Genomic DNA, 19,207 nt, shown 5'->3' with positions numbered 1-19,207 from the left:
TCAATGTATAAGTGACAAAGATGGAGAATTTCTATGACTTGGAAGATTGTAGCTGACTCTGGTTGTGATTATCGTCAACTGGCAACTCCTGCTATTGATACTGAATTTGTTAGTGTTCCTTTAACCATTCAAGTAGCTGATCAGGTCTTTATCGATGATGCCAATCTTGACATTGACCAAATGATGGAAACCATGTATGCGACTTCTGAAGCTTCAAAATCAGCTTGTCCTAGCCCTGATGATTACTTGCGTGCATTTGAAGGTGCTAAGCATATCTTTGTCGTTACCATCACTGGTACTCTTTCAGGCAGTCATAACAGTGCACAGCTCGCTAAGAATATCTATCTTGAAGAACACCCTGACACTCAGATTCATGTAATCGATACATTGTCTGCAGGTGGTGAGGTTGACTTAATTGTCGAAAAAATCAATAGTTTGATTGATCAGGGACTTTCTTATGAGGAAATTGTTGAAGCTATCACTGCCTATCAAGAAAAAACCAAGTTGCTCTTTGTCCTAGCTAAAGTCGATAACTTGGTGAAAAACGGCCGTTTGAGTAAACTTATCGGTACAGTCGTTGGTCTTCTCAACATCCGTATGATCGGAGAAGCTAGTGAAACTGGAACCCTTGAATTGCTACAAAAAGCACGAGGACCAAAGAAATCGATTCAGGCAGCCTATGAGGAGTTAATAAAAGCTGGTTATGCTGGTGGCCGTATTGTCATGGCCCAACGCAATAACGAGAAATGTTGCCAACAGCTTTCAGACCAAATCCGTGAAAATTTCCCACAGGCGGATATTAAAATTCTCCCAACCTCTGGTCTCTGCAGTTTCTATGCAGAAGATGGTGGTTTGCTGATGGGATATGAAATTGATTAATTGCATTCTTGACAAGAGGTGACCATCATCTCTTGTTTTTTTGTGGTACAATAGAGCCATGAAACATTTTGATACTATTGTCATCGGTGGAGGTCCTGCTGGCATGATGGCTACGATTTCCAGTAGCCTTTACGGGCAGAAAACACTTCTCATCGAAAAAAATCGGAAACTTGGAAAAAAATTAGCTAGAACTGGCGGTGGTCGTTGCAATGTCACCAATAACGGAAGCTTAGATGACCTACTAGCTGGAATTCCTGGAAATGGGCGCTTTCTCTATAGTGTCTTCTCTCAGTTTGATAACCATGATATCATTAACTTTTTTACGGAAAATGGGGTCAAACTCAAGGTCGAAGACTACGGACGCGTCTTTCCTGCTAGTGACAAGTCTCGGACCATTATCGAGGCCTTAGAGAAGAAAATCACTGAGTTAGGTGGACAAGTTGCTACTCAAACAGAAATCGTTTCTGTTAAAAAAGTAGATGATCAGTTTGTCCTTAAATCAGCTAATCAAACCTTCACTTGCGATAAACTCATTGTCACAACTGGTGGTAAATCCTATCCTTCTACTGGTTCAACTGGGTTTGGTCACGAGATAGCCCGCCATTTTAAGCATACCATCACCGAGCTTGAGGCTGCTGAAAGTCCTTTATTGACAGATTTTCCACACAAGGCCTTGCAGGGAATTTCGCTGGACGATGTAACCCTAAGCTATGGTAAGCATGTCATCACTCACGATTTGCTCTTTACCCACTTTGGTTTGTCAGGTCCTGCTGCCCTACGTATGTCTAGCTTTGTCAAAGGTGGGGAGCTTCTCTCTCTCGATGTCTTACCTCAACTTTCTGAGAAGGGCTTGGTTGTATTTTTAGAAGAAAATCGCGAAAAATCTCTAAAAAACGCCTTAAAAACTTTGCTTCCAGAACGCTTGACAGAATTTTTTGTTCAAGAATATCCTGACAAAGTTAAACAGCTGACTGAAAAGGAACGAGACCAACTTCTCCAGTCTATCAAAGCACTCAAAATCCCTGTGACTGGCAAAATGTCCCTTGCCAAGTCCTTTGTCACTAAAGGAGGCATCAGGCTTAAGGAAATCTATCCTAAAACTCTGGAAAGTAAACTAGTCTCTGGACTCCACTTTGCTGGCGAGGTACTAGATATCAATGCCCACACAGGGGGCTTTAACATCACTTCCGCCCTCTGTACCGGATGGGTGACAGGCTCAAATCCAATATATAAATAATTGAATAACTAAAATACCAAATAAGAAAGGAAGTCCTTTGGAACATATTATTTTACTAAGAACCTGTATTCACAAAATGATAGAGCCTTTAAAAGCCGATTAATGTGTGAAAGTTTGACAAAAGCAAGCTCTGACGATAGGGATTTTTCAACATCCTTAGCTAATCTTCGAGAGTGATTCAACCAAGAAAAAGTTCGCTCAACAACCCAAGGTTTGGGGATGATTTGCCAGCTGTCCTTGATTTTTTCAGAAATATCTACTGGGCAACCAAACTCCTTCACCATCATCTCCTCAGAGCTTTTACGATAACCAGCATCGGCTGAAAAAGCCTTGATGGTTGGGAATTGTAGCATCACTTTGCGAGCCACTAAAAAACCTGATTTTGTGCCGTGCAAATGAGCTGCATGAACCACCACATCGAGAAGATTTCCCACAGTATCCACAAGGATGTGGCGCTTCCTCCCTTTGACCTTCTTACCGCCATCAATCCCACGTTCCTCTGCGGCATCTGTTGTTTTCACGCTTTGAGAATCAATGATAGCATAGGTTGGAGTGGCTGCTCTACCAGCTTTCAGTCGCTTTTTTTAACCAGTTCCGTCAAAATGGTGTCCCACAAGCCGCTCTCTCTGGCACGACGAAAGAAACTCCAGACAGTTGGGGAAGGAGGGAAATCATGAGGGAGCATACGCCATTGGCAACCTGTTTTAGTGATATACAAGGTGGCGTTCACGAGTTCTCGTTTAGCCCACTTATAGGTGCGATGTTGGGAGAAATAGGGTTCAAGTTTAGCCCATTCTTGATCGGTTAAATCGGTATCATATGCTTTTCGTATCATATCTTTAGTTTAACATTTTTTTGTGAATACAGATTCTAAGAGGTGTTACTCCTAATGGAAAAAATGCTATCCCGAAAATGTCTTATTTGATAGATATTTTAACAGAAGCTGGGTCTCAGCACGTTCGAACCTATATTCAAAGTGGGAATATCATTCTTGAAAGTGACTTAGATTTAGAAGAAATACGAGAACGTGTTCATACTCTGATAAAGGAAAAAATTGGGGTCAACTTAAAAATGGTTATCAAAAATAAGAACGATCTTGAAGAGATTGTTCATGAGAATCCGTTTAGAGAAGACTATCTTCATAATCGTGTACAGAAGAAGAAATTTGTATAGGCGATTACTGTCTCTACCTCTATCTCCCTAGAACTGCAAAACGAAAAAAGCTCAATACCAACTATCTTGAAAAACTTTTTGGTGTGGATCTGACCATGCGAAAGTTAAACGTAGTTGAAAAACTATTAACCAAATAGTACTTGAAACCAGAAAAAATCAGCAGAGGTAACTCCGCTGATTTTTATTTTGTCTGTGTCCGAACGTAAGCCGCAATGGCATCTGACGTGTACTGGGCTGTTCCAGAACCAAACTTATCAATGTTTTCCTTAAACTCTGGGTTGTAGACGTAACCTTTACCGATATGACCGAATACCTCAATAGAGCAGTCGAATCCATAAGTACGAATGGCCTGCAAGAGTTTGGCTGCCTCGTCTTGGTTTTTAGCTGCTCTTGCAGCTAGTCCATTTTTAAGGTTTTGAGCCAAAGCCTGAAAAACTTGGTTAAAGGCGACCGTAGCCTCGTCTTCGTGACCTTTTTGGCGTTCAAGCGCTTGTCCCATGACTTCTTGACCATATTTCTCTACCGCCTCTTGGTAGTATTTTTGATTGTCTTGATAACTAAATCCAGTGAATTTTTCCTCAATCGTCATTTTTCTTTCTCCTTTTTGTTCTTGAATGGTTTTTTGCAAGGTGGAAATCAAGGTATCCAGATGTTGCCTTTCTCGAGTTAGATAGTCCAACTGCCTAGTCAAATGGGGCAATAAATCTGTCCTTTCTTCGTGTAACAGCTCTGCTATTTTTTCCAAAGAAAAGCCTAGATATTTGTAGTAAAGAATGATCTGAAGGCGTTCCAAATCCTCTTGAATATAGGTTCGATAGCCGTTTTCCGACTTTAAGGGGACCAAGAGTCCTATCTTGTCATAGTGATGCAGGGTCTTGACAGAGACACCTGAAAGCTGCGCAACTTCTTTTATACGGTACATGATTTCCTCCTTACAATGATAGTATAACCCCTCCCCTTAGGTCAGAGTCAAGCGCTTTTGCGAAAATTTTTTAACTTTTTGAGAAAGGTGTGAAAACTTGAAAATGGTTTTCTTGACAGGCCTTAGAAAACATGATAGGATAGTCAAATCTATCAATCAAACAGTAGGCTCATAGAGAGTAATTGAGAGAAGGCTATTTGACAACTCAAGTAGCCTTTTCTTATTTAAAAAACGAGATTGGAGTTTCAACTATGTCAGAAAAATCACAATGGGGTTCAAAACTAGGCTTTATTCTAGCATCTGCTGGTTCAGCCATCGGGCTTGGTGCCGTTTGGAAGTTTCCCTACATGACTGCTGCTAATGGCGGTGGAGACTTTTTACTGGTCTTTCTCATTTCCACTATTTTAATTGGTTTCCCGCTCCTGCTGGCTGAATTTGCCCTTGTGGCGTTTCCACTATCAAAACCTTTGGAAAACTTGGCAACAATAACAAGTACAACTTTATCGGTTGGATTGGTGCCTTTGCCCTTTTTATCCTCTTATCCTTTTACAGTGTTATTGGAGCTTGGATTTTAGTCTATCTGGGTATTGAGTTCGGGAAATTATTCCAGCTTTGCGGAACGGGTGATTACGCTCAGTTATTTACTTCAATCATTTCAAATCCAGCCATTGCCCTTAGCGCACAAGTTGCCTTTATCCTATTGAATATCTTTATTGAATCACGTGGGGTTCAAAAAGGGATTGAAAGAGCTTCTAAGGTCATGATGCCTATGCTCTTTATCATCTTTGTTGTCATCATCGGTCGCTCTCTCAGCTTGCCAAATGCCATGGAAGGCGTTCTCTACTTCCTCAAACCAGACTTTTCTAAGCTGACAAGTGCTGGTCTCCTCTATGCTCTGGGACAATCTTTCTTTGCCCTTTCACTAGGGGTCACAGCCATGTTGACCTATGCGTCCTACTTGGACAAGAAAACCAATCTGGTCCAGTCGGGGATTTCCATCGTTGCCATGAATATCTCGGCACCCATCATGGCAGGTCTAGCTATTTTCCCAGCCATGTCAGCCTTCAATATCCAGTCTGAAGGGGGACCAAGCCTGCTCTTTATCGTCTTGCCCCAACTCTTTGATAAGATGCCTCTTGGAACCATTTTCTACATTCTCTTCCTCTTTGCGACGGTCACTTCTTCTGTCGTGATGCTGGAAATCAATGTGGGCAATATCACCAATCAGGACAACAGCAAGCGTGCCAAGTGGAGTACCATTTTAGGAATCTTGACCTTTGTTTTTGGAATTCCTTCAGCCCTATCCTATGGAGTCATAGCGGATGTTCATATCTTTGAGAAGACCTTCTTTGATGCTATGGACTTCTTGGTTTCCAATCTTCTCATGCCATTTGGAGCCCTCTGCCTGTCACTTTTTACAGGCTACATCTTCAAAAAGACTCTTGCCATGGAGGAGCTCCATCTTGATGAAAGAGCATGGAAACAGGGACTTTTCCAAGTCTGGCTCTTCCTTCTTCGCTTTATCATTCCTATCATCATTGTGGTTTTTATCGCCCAATTTATGTAATCAAAAAGGAATTGAGTAATGACTCAGGCCCTTTCTTTTTTATGGATGACTAACAATCAATTCCAAGTCTTGCCCTTCCAAGGTCCAAGCTTCAACATCACTTGGTAGGATAAAGTGGCTACCTTTTTGGATTGGATAGTTTTTTCCGTCAACAGCAAGCTGACCTTGACCAGCCAAGGCACTCAACAAGCTGTAGTCAGCTGTTTTTTCGAAATCAACTTTTCCTGTAATTTCCCACTTGTAAACTGCAAAGAAATCATTGGATACAAGAAGGGTTGAACGCAAATCATCAGCTTTGACAGTCATAGGACGACTGTTAGCAGGATCGCCAATATTCAAGACATCGATGGATTTTTCAAGGTGAAGTTCACGCAAGTTGCCATTATCATCCTTGCGGTCAAAGTCATAGACACGGTAAGTTGTATCGCTAGACTGCTGGGTTTCAAGGATTAAGATACCTGCTCCGATGGCGTGCATGGTACCACTTGGTACGTAGAAGAAATCTCCAGCCTTAACAGGCATTTTTGTCAGCAAGGCATCCCAGTTCTTGTCCTCAATTTCCTGGCGAAGTTCTTCTTTTGATTTGGCATTGTGACCGTAGATAATCTCTGAACCTTCGTCCGCAGCGATAATGTACCAACACTCTGTTTTCCCTAACTCGCCTTCATGCTCTAGCCCATAGGCATCATCTGGGTGAACTTGGACACTGAGCCAGTCGTTGGCATCGAGAATCTTAGTCAAGAGTGGAAACACAGGTTCTGGACGGTTGCCAAACAATTCACGGTGTTCCGCATACAAAGTAGCTAGGTCTGTTCCCTCAAAACGACCATTGGCAACCTTGGAAACCCCATTTGAATGAGCTGAGATGGCCCAGTATTCTCCGATTTTTTCACTTGGAATGTCATAGCCAAACTCATCACGTAGCTTGGTTCCACCCCAGATTTTTTCTTGCATGACTGATTGTAAAAATAATGGTTCTGACATCTTGATCTCCTGTCTGATTTTTCTTCCTTCATTATAGCAAAAAAAGAGTTCCATTTGAACTCTTTTTCATGTCTTATAAAGTAGGGAGAAGATTTTATAAAAATAGTAACGATATACTTTTTTCTTTGATAGAGACGAACATAAAAGACCCTCATAAAGCTAGCTGTCACTGGACTTTTTCCCTCAACTCTCATTCAAAAATTACTTTAATGAAGCATCTATTTTCATAAACGAACAAAACTGAAACCAGTCTTCTTTTTAAATCAATGCCGTAATAGCTGTTACTAAGCCAAAAACGATACCTGGTGCATTAGCAGCTGCAAGTGGAATGTCTCTTTCCTTCTTGAAAAGACCGTAATAAGACCATAGACAACAGTTAATAGATGCAACTAAGGTTGAATGAAGTTGCCTTTTTGACCAGCCAGATTGTTCATGATTTGTGGGAAATATGGCACATACATCATAACAGACATAAAGGTCGTTACCCAGCCCAACACTTTCATTTGTTTTACAGACATTTGCAAAACCTCTTTTATCTTTACTGAATCTTATTTTATAATCTTCTCACAAAACAATCAAGTTTTTTAACTTTTTATTAGAATAATGTAAACTATCGCAGTCTGGTGATAAGAAAGAAGAAACAGAAAAAGACCGGACTACTCCGATCTTTTAATAATTCACATTCTCAATTTCTGTTTTAAAAATAGCTAAGGTTAACGTCAAATGACTACGCGCCCTATTTCATATGATAAAAATCAATCACTAAACTAGCTGGACCTTTAACTAATAAGGACTCTGTTCCCCAATCGGTTACAGCTGGGTCGTTTAAAACCTGGATACCAAGATCTTTCAACCGTTGGTAGTTCTGGTCTACATCCTCAACCTCGATATGAAGAATAATTCCTGACTGAAAGTTTTCCAAAGGAACCAAATGATTTTGGGACAACATCAGACAGTGACTGCCAATCGTGAACTGAGCAAAACCATCATCAACATAATCAGCTTTTTTATCCAAAATACGCTCCAAGTCAGCACAGACTTGGGGAACATCTGAAACGATGATATCTAATTGATTTAAATCCATTTACTATCCTCCATAAAAAGACCGGATTGCTCCGATCTTTTCAAGTTTCTCTCTATGAAAATCAAAGAATAAACAAGGTGAAACCAAGTTTGATGGCAAATCTTTGCTCATCAAACTACGAAAAATCCTTTGGGACTTTTTCTAGGCTCCACACTAGATTCCATCATTGAAATTTATGGTTTCAATGATGGAATCGTCGGCAGTAATCTAATAAAGAAGTCTATAAATTTATCTTTGATTTTCGACGAGAGAAATTATTTAATTGCGCGTGATTGCAACCCTTCTTCTTCCAAGAAGAGGCGGAATGGTACGAGTTCTTCTGCTTCGTATTTTTCCTTGAAGGCTTTGATTGCTTCTTCTGAGTGAAGTTTTGGATCCAATTCAAGTACTTCTACTGGAAGTGGACGGTGTTGCGTGATGCGAGCATCGATAACAACAGTTTTACCTTCTTTGTTGAGTTTCACAGCTTCTGCGACCACTGCGTCGATGTCTTCGATACGGTCAACTGTAAATCCAACAGCTCCTTGCGCTTCTGCAATTTTAGCGTAGTCAGCGTTAGTGAAATCTACACCAAACAAGTGTTTGTTTGTATCTTCGTATTTGTTCTTGATGAATCCGTACTCAGCATTTGAGAAGACAAGGTTGATAACTGGAAGATCGTATTGAACGTTTGTGATAACGTCTGGGTAGCACATGTTAAACGCACCATCACCCATGATGTTCCATACTTGGCGATCTGGATTGTCTTTCTTAGCAGCGATACCACCAGGAAGGGCAATACCCATTGTCGCAAAGAGTGGAGATGTACGCCACATGTTCTTAGGAGTCATGTGAAGATGACGAGTTGATGTTTGAGTTGTGTTACCTACGTCGATTGAGTAGATAGCATCTTGATCAGCATGTTTGTTGATAGCATTGTAAACTTGGTACAATTGCAACTCACCCTCAGTTTTACCTTCGAGTTTGTTCATGTAATCACGCCAGTTTTGGTTGTTCTTCACGTTTGCACGCCACCATGGAGTAGATTCTACTGGGTTTACTTTGTCAAGGATTGCTTTCGCTGCTTGACCTGCATCACCAAGGATAGAAGCATCAAGGGCATGACGTTTACCAAGTTTGTATGGGTCGATATCGACTTGGATGAATTTTTCAGTGTTCTTGAAGGCTTCGTAAACTTCAGCAAATGGGAAGTTTGAACCAAGGAAAAGAACGGTGTCTGCTTCGAAGACCACTTCGTTGGCTGGTTTCCAACCAACACGGTAAGCAGAACCTGTCAAACCTTCGTAGTTCCATTCGAAAGCTTCAAAGTTTTTACCAGTTGTGATGATTGGTGCTTTGATTTTGCGTGACAATTCAGTGATCACTTCACCAGCTTTAACACCACCAAATCCAGCATAGATAACTGGGCGTTCAGCATTGTTCAAGATTTTAACAGCTTTGTCGATTTCAGCTTCGTTCAAGGCAGGAGCGATGAATGAACGTTCGTATGAACCTGAACCGTAATATGAGTTTTCGTCGATTTCTTGGAAACCGAAGTTTACTGGGATTTCAACAACAGCTGGACCTTTTTTAGAAACTGCAGCACGGCAGGCTTCGTCAATTACTTTTGGCAATTGCTCAGCGTAAGCGACACGTTTGTTGTAAACAGCGATACCGTTGTACATTGGGTTTTGGTTCAATTCTTGGAAGGCATCCATGTTGAGTTCGTTAACTGGACGTGATCCAAGGATAGCAAGGAATGGAGTGTTATCCATAGCTGCATCGTAAACACCGTTAATCAAGTGAGTCGCACCTGGACCACCTGAACCAACTGCAACCCCGATTGAGCCGCCAAATTTAGCTTGCATGACCGCTGCAAGAGCACCTGTTTCTTCGTGGCGAACTTGCAAGAAGCGGATATCTTTGTCTTCAGCCAAAGCGTCCATCAATGAGCTGAGTGTTCCTGATGGGATACCGTAGATTGTGTCTACGCCCCATGTTTTCAATACGTTAAGCATTGCTGCAGATGCAGTAATTTTCCCTTGAGTCATAATAACTCTCCTTCAAATATTTTTAAAACTTGATAAATCCGTTTTCATATACTAATTGGAAACGTTTCAGCAAATTTTTACTCTACTACTTTACCACATTTGTTTTTGGTCTCCTAAGAATGTGCTCAGAAGTTTTTATTCTCTATTACAGTACAGTTTGAAAACGTTTTATATAACTGTTTTATAATAATACTCAATGAAAATCAAAGAGCAAACTAGGAAGCTAGCCGCAGGTTGCTCAAAATACTGTTTTGAGGTTGCAGATAGAGTTGACGTGGTTTGAAGAGATTTTCGAAGAGTATAAAAAGCGAGCAAGCTCGCTTTTAGTCTATTTTACTAAAGTTTAGCATGAGTGAACTGGTTAAAACAGATACAGAACTAAAGGCCATAGCTAGACCAGCCAGTTCTGGATTGAGAACGAGACCAATTCCTGAAAAGACTCCTGCTGCAATCGGAATTCCGATGACATTGTAGATAAAGGCCCAGAAGAGGTTGAGAAGAATTCGATTGAAGGTTTTCTTGCTCATATCAAAGGCACGAACAACTCCTGTCAAATCATTGTGAGTAAGAACAATCCCTGCCGACTCAATGGCAATATCGGTTCCTGCACCCATGGCAATCCCCACATCCGCCACACTGAGAGCTGGCGCATCATTGATACCATCTCCGATAAAGGCTACTTTACCAGCCTGTTGCAGTTGATGGATTTCATGCGCTTTTTCTTCTGGTAGGACGCCTGCAATGACCTCTTCAATGCCAATCTGGTCTGCAATGGCACGCGCCACGCCAGCATTATCTCCTGTCAGCATAACTGTTTTAAGACCTCGTTTTTTCAACTGACTGATGGCAAGCTTAGCATTTTCCTTAGGAATATCTTGCAAAGCAAGCAAGCCTTTGATTTTATTGTCAACAGCCAAGAACACAACTGTCTTAGCTTCTTTTTCTAGTTCTTCTAGTTTATCTTGATAATTACTTGAAATATCCATACCATCTAGCATTTTAGCATTTCCAAGTAAGACTAGTTTCCCATGGATTTGCCCTGAAACACCTTTTCCATGAAGGGCTTGGAAATTTTCTACAGCATGAAGCTCAAGTTCTGCTTCACTCGCTCGCTTGACAATAGCTTGAGCCAATGGGTGTTGAGAAGCTTCTTCCAAGGAGGCTGCCAATCCAAGCACTTCTACTTCGTCGCCGATGATATCTGTGACCACAGGTTTCCCTTCCGTTAAAGTCCCTGTTTTATCAAAGACAAGAGTTTGAACTTTCTGGATTTCCTGTAGAACCGTTCCATTTTTGAGGAGAACTCCCATCTTGGCACTGCGTCCTGTCCCCACCATAAGGGCTGTCGGTGTTGCAAGTCCCAAGGCACAAGGGCAAGCGATAATCAACACTGCCACCCCATAGAGAAGAGAAGATATAAAGCTAGCCTCAAGCAAGACAAACCAAACCCAAAAAGTCAGAATCGCTAAAATGACAACAGCTGGTACAAAAATCCCTGAAATCTTATCTGTCAAATCCTGAATCGGTGCACGACTGGTCTGAGCTTTCTTCACAAAATCTACAATCTGTGCCAAAACAGTCTCTGAGCCAACTTTTTCTGCTCTAAAGACAAGGGTTCCACTATGATTGATGGTGGAGCCAATGACCGTATCTCCAACTGTCTTGTCCACAGGCAGACTCTCACCTGTCACCATGGATTCGTCAATACTAGAGACACCTTCTACTACGACACCATCAACAGCAATCTTTTCACCGGGACGCACTCGAATCAAGTCTCCTACCTTGACTTGCTCCAAAGGAACTTGGACATAGCGATCATCACGCAAGACTTCTGCGGTTTTAGCTTGTAAGTCCAGTAATTTCTCCACAGCTTGGGAAGTATTTTTGCGCATTTTCTCCTCAAAAACCGCCCCCAAAAGAACGAAAAAGAGGATAAATCCAGCACTTTCAAAATAAACAGGGAGACCAGCAAAGAGAGCAACTAGGCTATAGAAATAAGCCACTAGAGTTCCAAGTGCCACCAAGGTATCCATGTTGGCATTGTGCTTTTTAAAACTGGCCCAAGCACTCTGGATATATGGCTTACCTGCAACTAACATAATAGACGTTGTTGCTAAAAAGGTTCCCCAATGCATGACTTGATGACTAATGCTACCTGTCAACATCCCAATCATGAGAATCGCAAGAGGCACAGTAAAGATACTAGTAATCCAAAAACGTTGCAGGAGAGATAGAGATTTTCGAGTCTGCTCAACGACTGTATAGCTTCCCTTTTGCATCTTCATGCCACATGAAAATTCATGTTGACCTAATTCTTGAGGTGTAAAACGAATTATCTTCTCCTCGTCTACACCGATTGGTTCTAAGATGCCTTCTTCTTCAAAAAGAATTTCCTTATAACAGTTTGAAGGAGTGGCACGATGAAAGGTAATCTCAGCTGGAATCCCTTTTTGAAGCTGGATATGGGCTGGATGATAACCTTTTTCAGCTCGGATACGGATTTTTTGAATGCCATTTTCTAGGCTTACTTTTACAATTTCTGTCATCATCTCCTCCTACTCTACAATCATCTTGCCGTGCATCATGTTCATACCACATGCAAAGACAAACTCCCCAACCTGCTCAGGCGTGATTTCCACTACATACTCTTCACCCATAGGCAGGTCTGCATGCACACCAAAATCTGGAAAAACAATCTGTTCCAGGCAAGGTGAAGGATCCTTACGGTCAAAGACAATGCGGGCTGGCACTGATTTCTTGAGGATAATCAACTCTGGCGTATAGCCTCCCATAACCTCCACTCGAATCTCTTGATAGCCGTTTTTTTGCTGGGCCTTCTGTCCAGATTTTTCAGGCTTTTTGAAAAACCAAAACACGATAAATACAATAAGGGCAATACAAATAATGGTTACAATACTATTTAACATGACGTCTCCTTTACATACAATTACATCTTACTTCTGTTACAGTGCTTGATTTCTTCTTAGAAATCACAGCTTCCAAGTCTTCCAAGCCAGCCTGAGTAAAATCACATTCGGCAATCAAATCGGCCAACAAGTCCTTAATCCTACGAGAACAAACCTTGTCCTTGATATCTTGGACAAGCAAATCCCGACTTTGATCTATAGTTAAAAGTGCTGAATAAACAAAGGACTTACCCTCTTTTTTCCTGGTCAGACCCCCTTTCTCAACCAAACGAGCCAAAAGTGTCTGAACCGTGGACTTGGACCAGTCAAACCGCTCCACCAAAACCCTGATCAAATCCGTACTGGTCTGCTCTCCTTGCATCCAAATAATCTTCATGACTTGCCATTCCGCATCTGAAATCTGCATCAGCACACCTCCAAAATCTACAATTGTCAATTACAATTATCAGTATACCCTTAAAGTCTACATTTGTCAATTATAAAAAATCAAATCTTTCTCTTTTTTTAATCTTCATGACAAAAGTGTTTAAAACACAAGCAAAAACCTCCACATTCAGTGGAGGCAATCTGTTTTATCAATACAATTTCAAATCACGAGGGTCAACTGGGAAGGTTGGGTTGTATGGGTTGTGACGGAGTTTGAAATGCTTGACGTCTTCAATAGTCTGAGTTCCAGACAATTGCATGACTGTCTTCAATTCAGCATTCAAGTGTTCAAAGACTTGACGTACACCGACACTACCTCCAAGAGCCAAGCCATAGATAACAGGGCGACCAATAGCTACCAAGTCTGCTCCTGAAGCCAAGGCTTTAAAGACGTGTTGACCGCGACGAATACCTGAGTCAAAGACAATTGGCACACGTTTGTCAACTGCTTCTGCTACTTCTTGAAGTGAGTCAAAGGCAGCTGGTCCACCGTCGATTTGGCGGCCACCGTGGTTGGTTACCCAGATACCAGAAGCTCCTGCAGCAAGCGAACGTTCAACGTCCTCACGGCATTGTGGTCCCTTAACATACACAGGAAGTCCTGAGTATTCAGCGATAAATTCTACATCACGTGGAGACAAGCGTTGTTTAGCTGATTTGTAAACAAAATCCATTGATTTTCCAGCACCTTCTGGCAGGTATTCTTCAACAATCGGCATGCCAACTGGGAAGACAAAACCATTACGCTTATCCACCTCACGATTACCCCCTACAGTAGCATCTGCAGTCAAGACAATCGCCTTATAACCTTCAGCCTTCACACGGTCCATGATGTGGCGGTTAATACCATCATCTTTACTAAAGTAAAATTGGAACCAATGAGGTGTCCCTTGAAGGGCTTCCGTAATTTCTGGAAGGTCGACAGTAGAGTAAGAGCTGGTTGTATAGAGAGAACCAAACTCATGCACACCACGCGCAGTAGCTACTTCACCTTGTTCATTTGCCAATTTATTAGCTGCAACAGGCGCCATAATGATTGGTGAAGACAATTTTTCACCTGCAAATTCAATCTCTGTACTTGGATTTTCAACATCACAAAGAGTATGCGGAACGATGAGTTTGTGGTTAAAAGCACGAATATTCTCGCGTAAAGTGAAAGTATCTTCCGATCCACTAGCTATATAGCCAAAGGCTGCTTTAGGAATAACTTGTTGCGCCATGGGCTCCAAATCATAGGTATTGATGAAATCTACATGGCCTTCTGCATTGCTTGTTTTGTATGACATAAAATGTCCTCCTTAATAAGTAAGCGTTTACTTTTTTCTTACAAAAATATCTTAACTCTTTTTTCGAAACTTTTCAAATACTTTGTTTGGAAATTTTAAAAATTTTATTTCTATGATAAAAAATCCTTATCACGGTAATAAAAAACACCTAGCTTGGGCGCTTGAAAACAAAGGATTTGAAGTCGGAATTACTTCCCTCGGTGATCCAGATACCATCGCAGCAGCAGTTCAAAAAGGAAACCAAGAATTGCTAGACTTCATCAATAAAGATATTGAAAAATTAGGCAAGGAAAACTTCTTCCACAAAGCCTATGAAAAAACACTTCACCCAACCTACAGTGATGCTGCTAAAGCAGATGACCTAGTTGTTGAAGACGGAAAAGTTGACTAATTATTAACTCTTAAAAGGGAACTGGATTTTAAGCTCCAATCCCTTTTTAAGAGTTTTTCTATAACATCCTGAGTCTATCTAAGATGATCAATATGGACACAGTGTGCATACTTTATCTTCTATTGCATATACTTTATCACATAAGATACGAATATCTTCTTCACTATGACTAGCAATCAAAATTGTTGTTCCTTTTTCACTAGAGAGTTTTCTAAACAATACTCTCATATTTTCTACACTAGATTTATCCAAGGCATTCATAGGCTCATCTAGTAAAAGAATAGAGGGATTCTCCATAATTGCTTGAGCAATCCCTAGCTTTTTCCTCATACCCAGCGAATAAGTTTTAACTTTCTGGTCTTTTTGCTCATATAGACCAACTATTTTCAGTGTATCATTAATTTCCTGATTACCAACTACTCCTCGTATGCTTGCTAAATATTGTAAATTCTTAAAGCCACTATAATAATTTATAAAACCAGGTTCTTCAATCAAAGCTCCCAAATTAGCTGGAATTTTTCTCTCAGTAACAATATTTTCCCCATTGATTAACACTTCTCCATAAGACGGACTATATAAACCAGCTATTAATTTAAACAAGACACTTTTCCCTGAGCCATTCGCACCAGTGATTCCTATGATTTCCCCTGGTTTACAACTAAAGTTAAGGTTTTGAAAAACACATGTCTTTTTTAATTTCAACTCAATATTTTTTAATATAATTATTTCATTCATTCTATAAACCTCCTCTTTTGACGAGTGAAATAGAAAATGCTTTGAAAAAGAAAGACTAAAAATAGCAACTGAAGAAACAAATCTCCTCCTACATCCCCATTCCCTCGATTCAAAATATAAAATAGATAATTAGTTCGATTTCCTACAAATAGACCACCAAACACAATCATGAGTAAAAAGAAACTAACGCAAGCAAAGTTCATTTGTACATTCGCTCCTAGTGCGTATAACATAAAGCAAAACAAGACTAACACACAAGCATTCAAAGAATCAACTATAAACAAAACTCCTATATCCCAGTTTGGTAACTGTAACATAAATTGAATCACTAGAACTTTTACCATGATTAAAATGAGTCCATAAAGAAAACAGGTCCAAATCTGATACCTAATCCAGAGCTTAATAGAAGAAAATCGAATCACTTCCATAAAGAAATCGGATGCTCTTCTACGATATACAACTGCTAGAAAAAATGTATGAATAATAAACCAATGAAGCAACCATATAGATAAGACTAAAAAAGAGTTTTGACTCAGATTAGGCCCTTTTAAAATTTCTATAACAAGTCTATCATTTCCTTCTAACCAATACCATAATCCTAAACAAATCAATATCCAAAAAAGAACATAACCCCAAAAGTACTTGGTATAGATTATCTGATTCAACCTCCACATGTGACTACTTAACTTTCCCATTTCCAACTTTTACACTCTCCTCCAGTTTCTATGAACAGAAAATACAGTCAATGGAATTATGATAGATAGTAATGTAAGCCAATAAATCAATGCATACGGATTGGAATTTACCATATACTGAAAAATTGGCAATAATCCAATTATCCCATTGTTCAACTGATAAATCCAGAATAAGGATTCTACAAATAAAAAAGTAAACAGAAATACTAAGCTCATGTTTGATTTTTTAAACCAAGAAAAACTGCTAATAGTAAGTAAGGATAGAAAGAAATAGTATGCTATATAAGAGAAAAAAATCCTATAAAGAAACTAGCATTGTTTGCAATACTTATACCATAAAATTCTCTTAAAAAATCAACCTCCTTTATCTCCAAAGAGAAGCTAAAACCATTACTAAATGCAATTAGAAAAATCAATAAAAATAAAGTCGCCGTCCAAATCCCCGTACTAAGAGCTGCTAATTTGAAACTAAAACTGGTAAAGTGCTTAATTGATTTCAGACGAATGCGACACTCCAACCTATTAAAATAGTTATTCATCAAATAAAAAAAGAACAATATATATATGAACGGAAAGCAATATACTCCAGTTGTCATATCTTGAAGTAAGACTAAGATCCATTCTAATACATTTGGATGGATTGAATATTGGCGACAGCGCAATAAATATACTGTGCTAGATAAAACACAGGATAGCAGTAATATAAAATAAACCAATACTCCTAAGAAATCTTTTTTATAAAATTGAACAAATTGTTTCATTATACATAGTCCTCTGAATGTAGAAAAAATGTACCATAAACAACCAAACAACTAACAAATAAAATAAAAGCAAGATGCCCACTAACTAAGGAAAGACTGATATCTTTCTGGTATCCCAAAGCTAACGTTGTCACAGGTTCTAAGTAAGATAGCCCTAAAATAGCCCATAAAATACCCCCAACCATCATATAGGCAATTGGGATGAAAATAGCTCCTAATTTTTTCTTCACTAGCAAAGCACTAGCTAGTCCAAAAATAGAGAACACAGCTCCCCAAACTCCATACCAGAGAGTCGTCACAAGACTATAGAGCAACTGATTGGAATCAAATAATTCTTTTAAGGCACCACTATAATCTCCAATATAAATTTCCTGATAAGGAGTCACTAAAAGATTAATTCCTAATAATAATAAATAGGGGAGAAAAAAGACTAGAAAAGAAGAAATAATTGCAGTACTACTCACAATAGCTAGATACCTCTTTTTAGAAATTCGGCACAATTGTGCTGTTAGAAAATGACTCTCAGCATCCTCTATTATCTGACTAGAATAAGGCAGTGTACAGATAAGTGCAGCTACTAGACTAATCGGTGAAAATCCTCGAATAGAAGAGGCAGCAAAAAAAATCGATAAACCTTCAATTTTATAAATACCATTGAAAGCAAGAAGATTTCCTAAAAACATGCAAAGAAGGGTCAAAAATAAAGACATATAAAATCGAGGTGATTGAACGACTCGTACAAGATTACAAATGAAAAATTCCATCCTTACTCCTCCTTATAATAAAAATAGGGTGTAGCATTCTTTTTTCATGCTACACCCACAATCAACCATCTTTAAGGCTTACTCTGACAAGTAAGTTAATAAGAATCTGGACTCCAAGAACCTGAAGTATGAATTCTTACATGATTTCCAAACTGTGGCGCCATAGCTAATCTAGTACCAGAACCAATATAATTATCACCACCTCCATTATAGTACATGACAATCCTAGAGCCAGAGCTCAATTGATATACTGGAGTGATATCTGCCCCACTATAGGCGCTACGAATAGAGGTATTTAACGTTTTACCGCCACCAGTGCTGTCATTATTATTAATTCCAGCAGAGGCGTTTTCTTTCTCAAGCTCACTAGTTGTATCCGAACCCCAGCGCGGCAACGTTAAATCATAATCTCCAATCTGTCTAGCTAAAACTGTAGGGAGAAACAAACTAGATGCAATTGTAACTACGCAAAAAAGGGAATATATTTTTCTTCTTTTCATGACATCGTCCTCCTAAGAAGTGATAAACAAGATAGTTGATTGATCAATTTGATACATATTATGTTTTCATTATAACTAAAAAAGAAAGCGTTGTCAATTACTTTTATAAGACCGTATCATATTCATAAAAGCTTATAAAAAGAGACTCGGCACCCTCGTCTCTCTTTATCTTACTAACTTAGCCTTCCAGCCAATTTTCTTGATCTTCTTTAAAGCGTTTTAGGAGAGCGAGTCCTTCTGGTGTGATGTAACCTTCTTCTTGGGCTAGGTGGATGAGTTCGCTGTAATTTGAAAGTGTCACCAATTTCACATCAGCATCCGCAAAATTCTTATCAGCTTTTGGCAATTGATAACTGAAAATCGCTACAACTCCAAGCACATCTGCTCCTTCGCGTTTAGCGGCTGCTACGGCTTCAAGAACTGAACCACCCGTTGAAATGAGGTCTTCAACAACAACCATCTTTTGCCCCTGAGCTACACGACCTTCGATTTGGTTGCCTGCTCCGTGGTCTTTTGGTTTGCTGCGGATATAAGCAAATGGCAAGTTCATCTTGTCAGCGATAATAGCTCCGTGAGGAATCCCTGCTGTTGCAGCTCCTGCAATCACTTCTACTTCTGGAAATTCTGCTTTAATAGCTTCCACAAAACCATTTTCAATTAGGGTACGAGTCTCTGGATAGGCAAGCGTCACACGGTTGTCAGTATAAATCGGCGATTTGATACCAGATGCCCAAGTGAAAGGTTCCTCTGGTTTGAGGTAAACGGCTTGGATTTTCAAGAGGTGGCTAGCGATATCTTTAGCAAGTGTCATAGTATTCTCCTTTTATTTTTATAATCTATTTCTTT

The 19,207-nt window shown here is 39.8% G+C and carries 17 protein-coding genes and 5 pseudogenes; 5 read left to right on the top strand and 17 right to left on the bottom strand.

Features of this window, described 5'->3' with window-relative positions:
• Positions 1 to 33: 33 nt before the first annotated feature.
• Both OVN21_RS03245 and OVN21_RS03240 read left to right on the top strand, forming a co-directional pair.
• Positions 34 to 879 (top strand): DegV family protein, encoded by an 846-nt coding sequence (locus tag OVN21_RS03245; protein ID WP_267247250.1) that lies wholly within the window; start codon positions 34 to 36, stop codon positions 877 to 879.
• A gap of 58 nt (positions 880 to 937) precedes the next feature.
• On the top strand, positions 938 to 2,116 hold the full coding sequence (locus tag OVN21_RS03240) for an NAD(P)/FAD-dependent oxidoreductase (protein WP_267247249.1): 1,179 nt from the start codon (positions 938 to 940) through the stop codon (positions 2,114 to 2,116).
• A 47-nt stretch (positions 2,117 to 2,163) separates the two neighbouring features.
• Here OVN21_RS03240 and OVN21_RS03235 read toward each other — a convergent pair whose 3' ends face one another.
• Together OVN21_RS03235 and OVN21_RS03230 are read right to left on the bottom strand one after the other, a co-directional pair.
• Complete coding sequence (locus tag OVN21_RS03235) at positions 2,164 to 2,652, bottom strand: transposase (RefSeq protein ID WP_267247300.1); 489 nt, start codon at positions 2,650 to 2,652, stop codon at positions 2,164 to 2,166.
• A 35-nt stretch (positions 2,653 to 2,687) separates the two neighbouring features.
• Positions 2,688 to 2,951, bottom strand: a complete 264-nt coding sequence (locus OVN21_RS03230; protein ID WP_267246958.1) for a transposase — start codon at positions 2,949 to 2,951, stop codon at positions 2,688 to 2,690.
• Positions 2,952 to 3,028: 77 nt separating this feature from the next.
• Between OVN21_RS03230 and OVN21_RS03225 the strand changes: the two are divergent.
• A pseudogene (locus OVN21_RS03225) lies at positions 3,029 to 3,426 on the top strand (DUF1697 domain-containing protein).
• A gap of 44 nt (positions 3,427 to 3,470) precedes the next feature.
• Here OVN21_RS03225 and OVN21_RS03220 read toward each other — a convergent pair.
• The gene (locus OVN21_RS03220; RefSeq protein ID WP_267247248.1) at positions 3,471 to 4,211 is read right to left on the bottom strand and encodes a MerR family transcriptional regulator; all 741 of its coding nucleotides are present in this window, start codon (positions 4,209 to 4,211) and stop codon (positions 3,471 to 3,473) included.
• Between the two features lie 103 nt (positions 4,212 to 4,314).
• Here OVN21_RS03220 and OVN21_RS03215 point away from each other — a divergent pair.
• A pseudogene (locus tag OVN21_RS03215) lies at positions 4,315 to 5,797 on the top strand (sodium-dependent transporter).
• A gap of 20 nt (positions 5,798 to 5,817) precedes the next feature.
• Here OVN21_RS03215 and manA read toward each other — a convergent pair.
• From manA to lctO, 8 genes and pseudogenes are all read right to left on the bottom strand, one after another.
• Positions 5,818 to 6,762, bottom strand: coding sequence for a mannose-6-phosphate isomerase, class I (gene manA, locus OVN21_RS03210; RefSeq protein ID WP_267247247.1), 945 nt, complete (start codon positions 6,760 to 6,762; stop codon positions 5,818 to 5,820).
• 258 nt (positions 6,763 to 7,020) lie between these two features.
• Positions 7,021 to 7,280 (bottom strand): annotated as a pseudogene (locus OVN21_RS03205) (SemiSWEET family transporter).
• Between the two features lie 218 nt (positions 7,281 to 7,498).
• Positions 7,499 to 7,846 carry a VOC family protein gene (locus tag OVN21_RS03200; protein ID WP_267247246.1) on the bottom strand — a complete coding sequence of 116 codons (348 nt, stop codon included), beginning with the start codon at positions 7,844 to 7,846 and terminating at the stop codon, positions 7,499 to 7,501.
• A 254-nt stretch (positions 7,847 to 8,100) separates the two neighbouring features.
• Positions 8,101 to 9,876 (bottom strand): pyruvate oxidase, encoded by a 1,776-nt coding sequence (spxB, locus tag OVN21_RS03195; protein WP_267247245.1) that lies wholly within the window; start codon positions 9,874 to 9,876, stop codon positions 8,101 to 8,103.
• Between the two features lie 323 nt (positions 9,877 to 10,199).
• Positions 10,200 to 12,422 carry a heavy metal translocating P-type ATPase gene (locus OVN21_RS03190; RefSeq protein ID WP_267247244.1) on the bottom strand — a complete coding sequence of 741 codons (2,223 nt, stop codon included), beginning with the start codon at positions 12,420 to 12,422 and terminating at the stop codon, positions 10,200 to 10,202.
• Positions 12,423 to 12,431: 9 nt separating this feature from the next.
• Complete coding sequence (locus OVN21_RS03185; RefSeq protein ID WP_267247243.1) at positions 12,432 to 12,803, bottom strand: cupredoxin domain-containing protein; 372 nt, start codon at positions 12,801 to 12,803, stop codon at positions 12,432 to 12,434.
• A gap of 10 nt (positions 12,804 to 12,813) precedes the next feature.
• Positions 12,814 to 13,209 carry a CopY/TcrY family copper transport repressor gene (locus OVN21_RS03180; protein WP_267247242.1) on the bottom strand — a complete coding sequence of 132 codons (396 nt, stop codon included), beginning with the start codon at positions 13,207 to 13,209 and terminating at the stop codon, positions 12,814 to 12,816.
• A 169-nt stretch (positions 13,210 to 13,378) separates the two neighbouring features.
• Positions 13,379 to 14,515 (bottom strand): L-lactate oxidase, encoded by a 1,137-nt coding sequence (lctO, locus tag OVN21_RS03175; protein ID WP_267247241.1) that lies wholly within the window; start codon positions 14,513 to 14,515, stop codon positions 13,379 to 13,381.
• A gap of 136 nt (positions 14,516 to 14,651) precedes the next feature.
• Between lctO and OVN21_RS03170 the strand changes: the two are divergent.
• Positions 14,652 to 14,906, top strand: a pseudogene (locus OVN21_RS03170) (amino acid ABC transporter substrate-binding protein); the annotation flags it as partial.
• A gap of 87 nt (positions 14,907 to 14,993) precedes the next feature.
• Here OVN21_RS03170 and OVN21_RS03165 read toward each other — a convergent pair.
• From OVN21_RS03165 to pyrE, 6 genes and pseudogenes are all read right to left on the bottom strand, one after another.
• Complete coding sequence (locus OVN21_RS03165) at positions 14,994 to 15,641, bottom strand: ABC transporter ATP-binding protein (protein WP_267247240.1); 648 nt, start codon at positions 15,639 to 15,641, stop codon at positions 14,994 to 14,996.
• Positions 15,638 to 16,336 carry a hypothetical protein gene (locus OVN21_RS03160; RefSeq protein WP_267247239.1) on the bottom strand — a complete coding sequence of 233 codons (699 nt, stop codon included), beginning with the start codon at positions 16,334 to 16,336 and terminating at the stop codon, positions 15,638 to 15,640. Before OVN21_RS03160 ends, OVN21_RS03165 begins: the two co-directional genes overlap by 4 nt.
• A 9-nt stretch (positions 16,337 to 16,345) precedes the next feature.
• A pseudogene (locus tag OVN21_RS03155) lies at positions 16,346 to 17,097 on the bottom strand (hypothetical protein).
• Positions 17,097 to 17,861: a hypothetical protein gene (locus OVN21_RS03150; protein ID WP_267247238.1), complete on the bottom strand. Its 765-nt coding sequence runs from the start codon at positions 17,859 to 17,861 to the stop codon at positions 17,097 to 17,099. Before OVN21_RS03150 ends, OVN21_RS03155 begins: the two are co-directional and overlap by 1 nt.
• 95 nt (positions 17,862 to 17,956) lie before the next feature.
• Positions 17,957 to 18,361, bottom strand: a complete 405-nt coding sequence (locus OVN21_RS03145) for a hypothetical protein (protein ID WP_267247237.1) — start codon at positions 18,359 to 18,361, stop codon at positions 17,957 to 17,959.
• Between the two features lie 178 nt (positions 18,362 to 18,539).
• Positions 18,540 to 19,172 (bottom strand): orotate phosphoribosyltransferase, encoded by a 633-nt coding sequence (pyrE, locus tag OVN21_RS03140; protein ID WP_267247236.1) that lies wholly within the window; start codon positions 19,170 to 19,172, stop codon positions 18,540 to 18,542.
• Positions 19,173 to 19,207: the final 35 nt, after the last annotated feature.

Origin of the sequence: Streptococcus sp. Marseille-Q5986, from assembly GCF_946902915.1 — a bacterium.
Lineage (GTDB): Bacteria > Bacillota > Bacilli > Lactobacillales > Streptococcaceae > Streptococcus.
The sequence above is the reverse complement of the archived record's forward strand: the minus strand, read 5'-3'. Positions and strand labels throughout refer to the sequence as shown.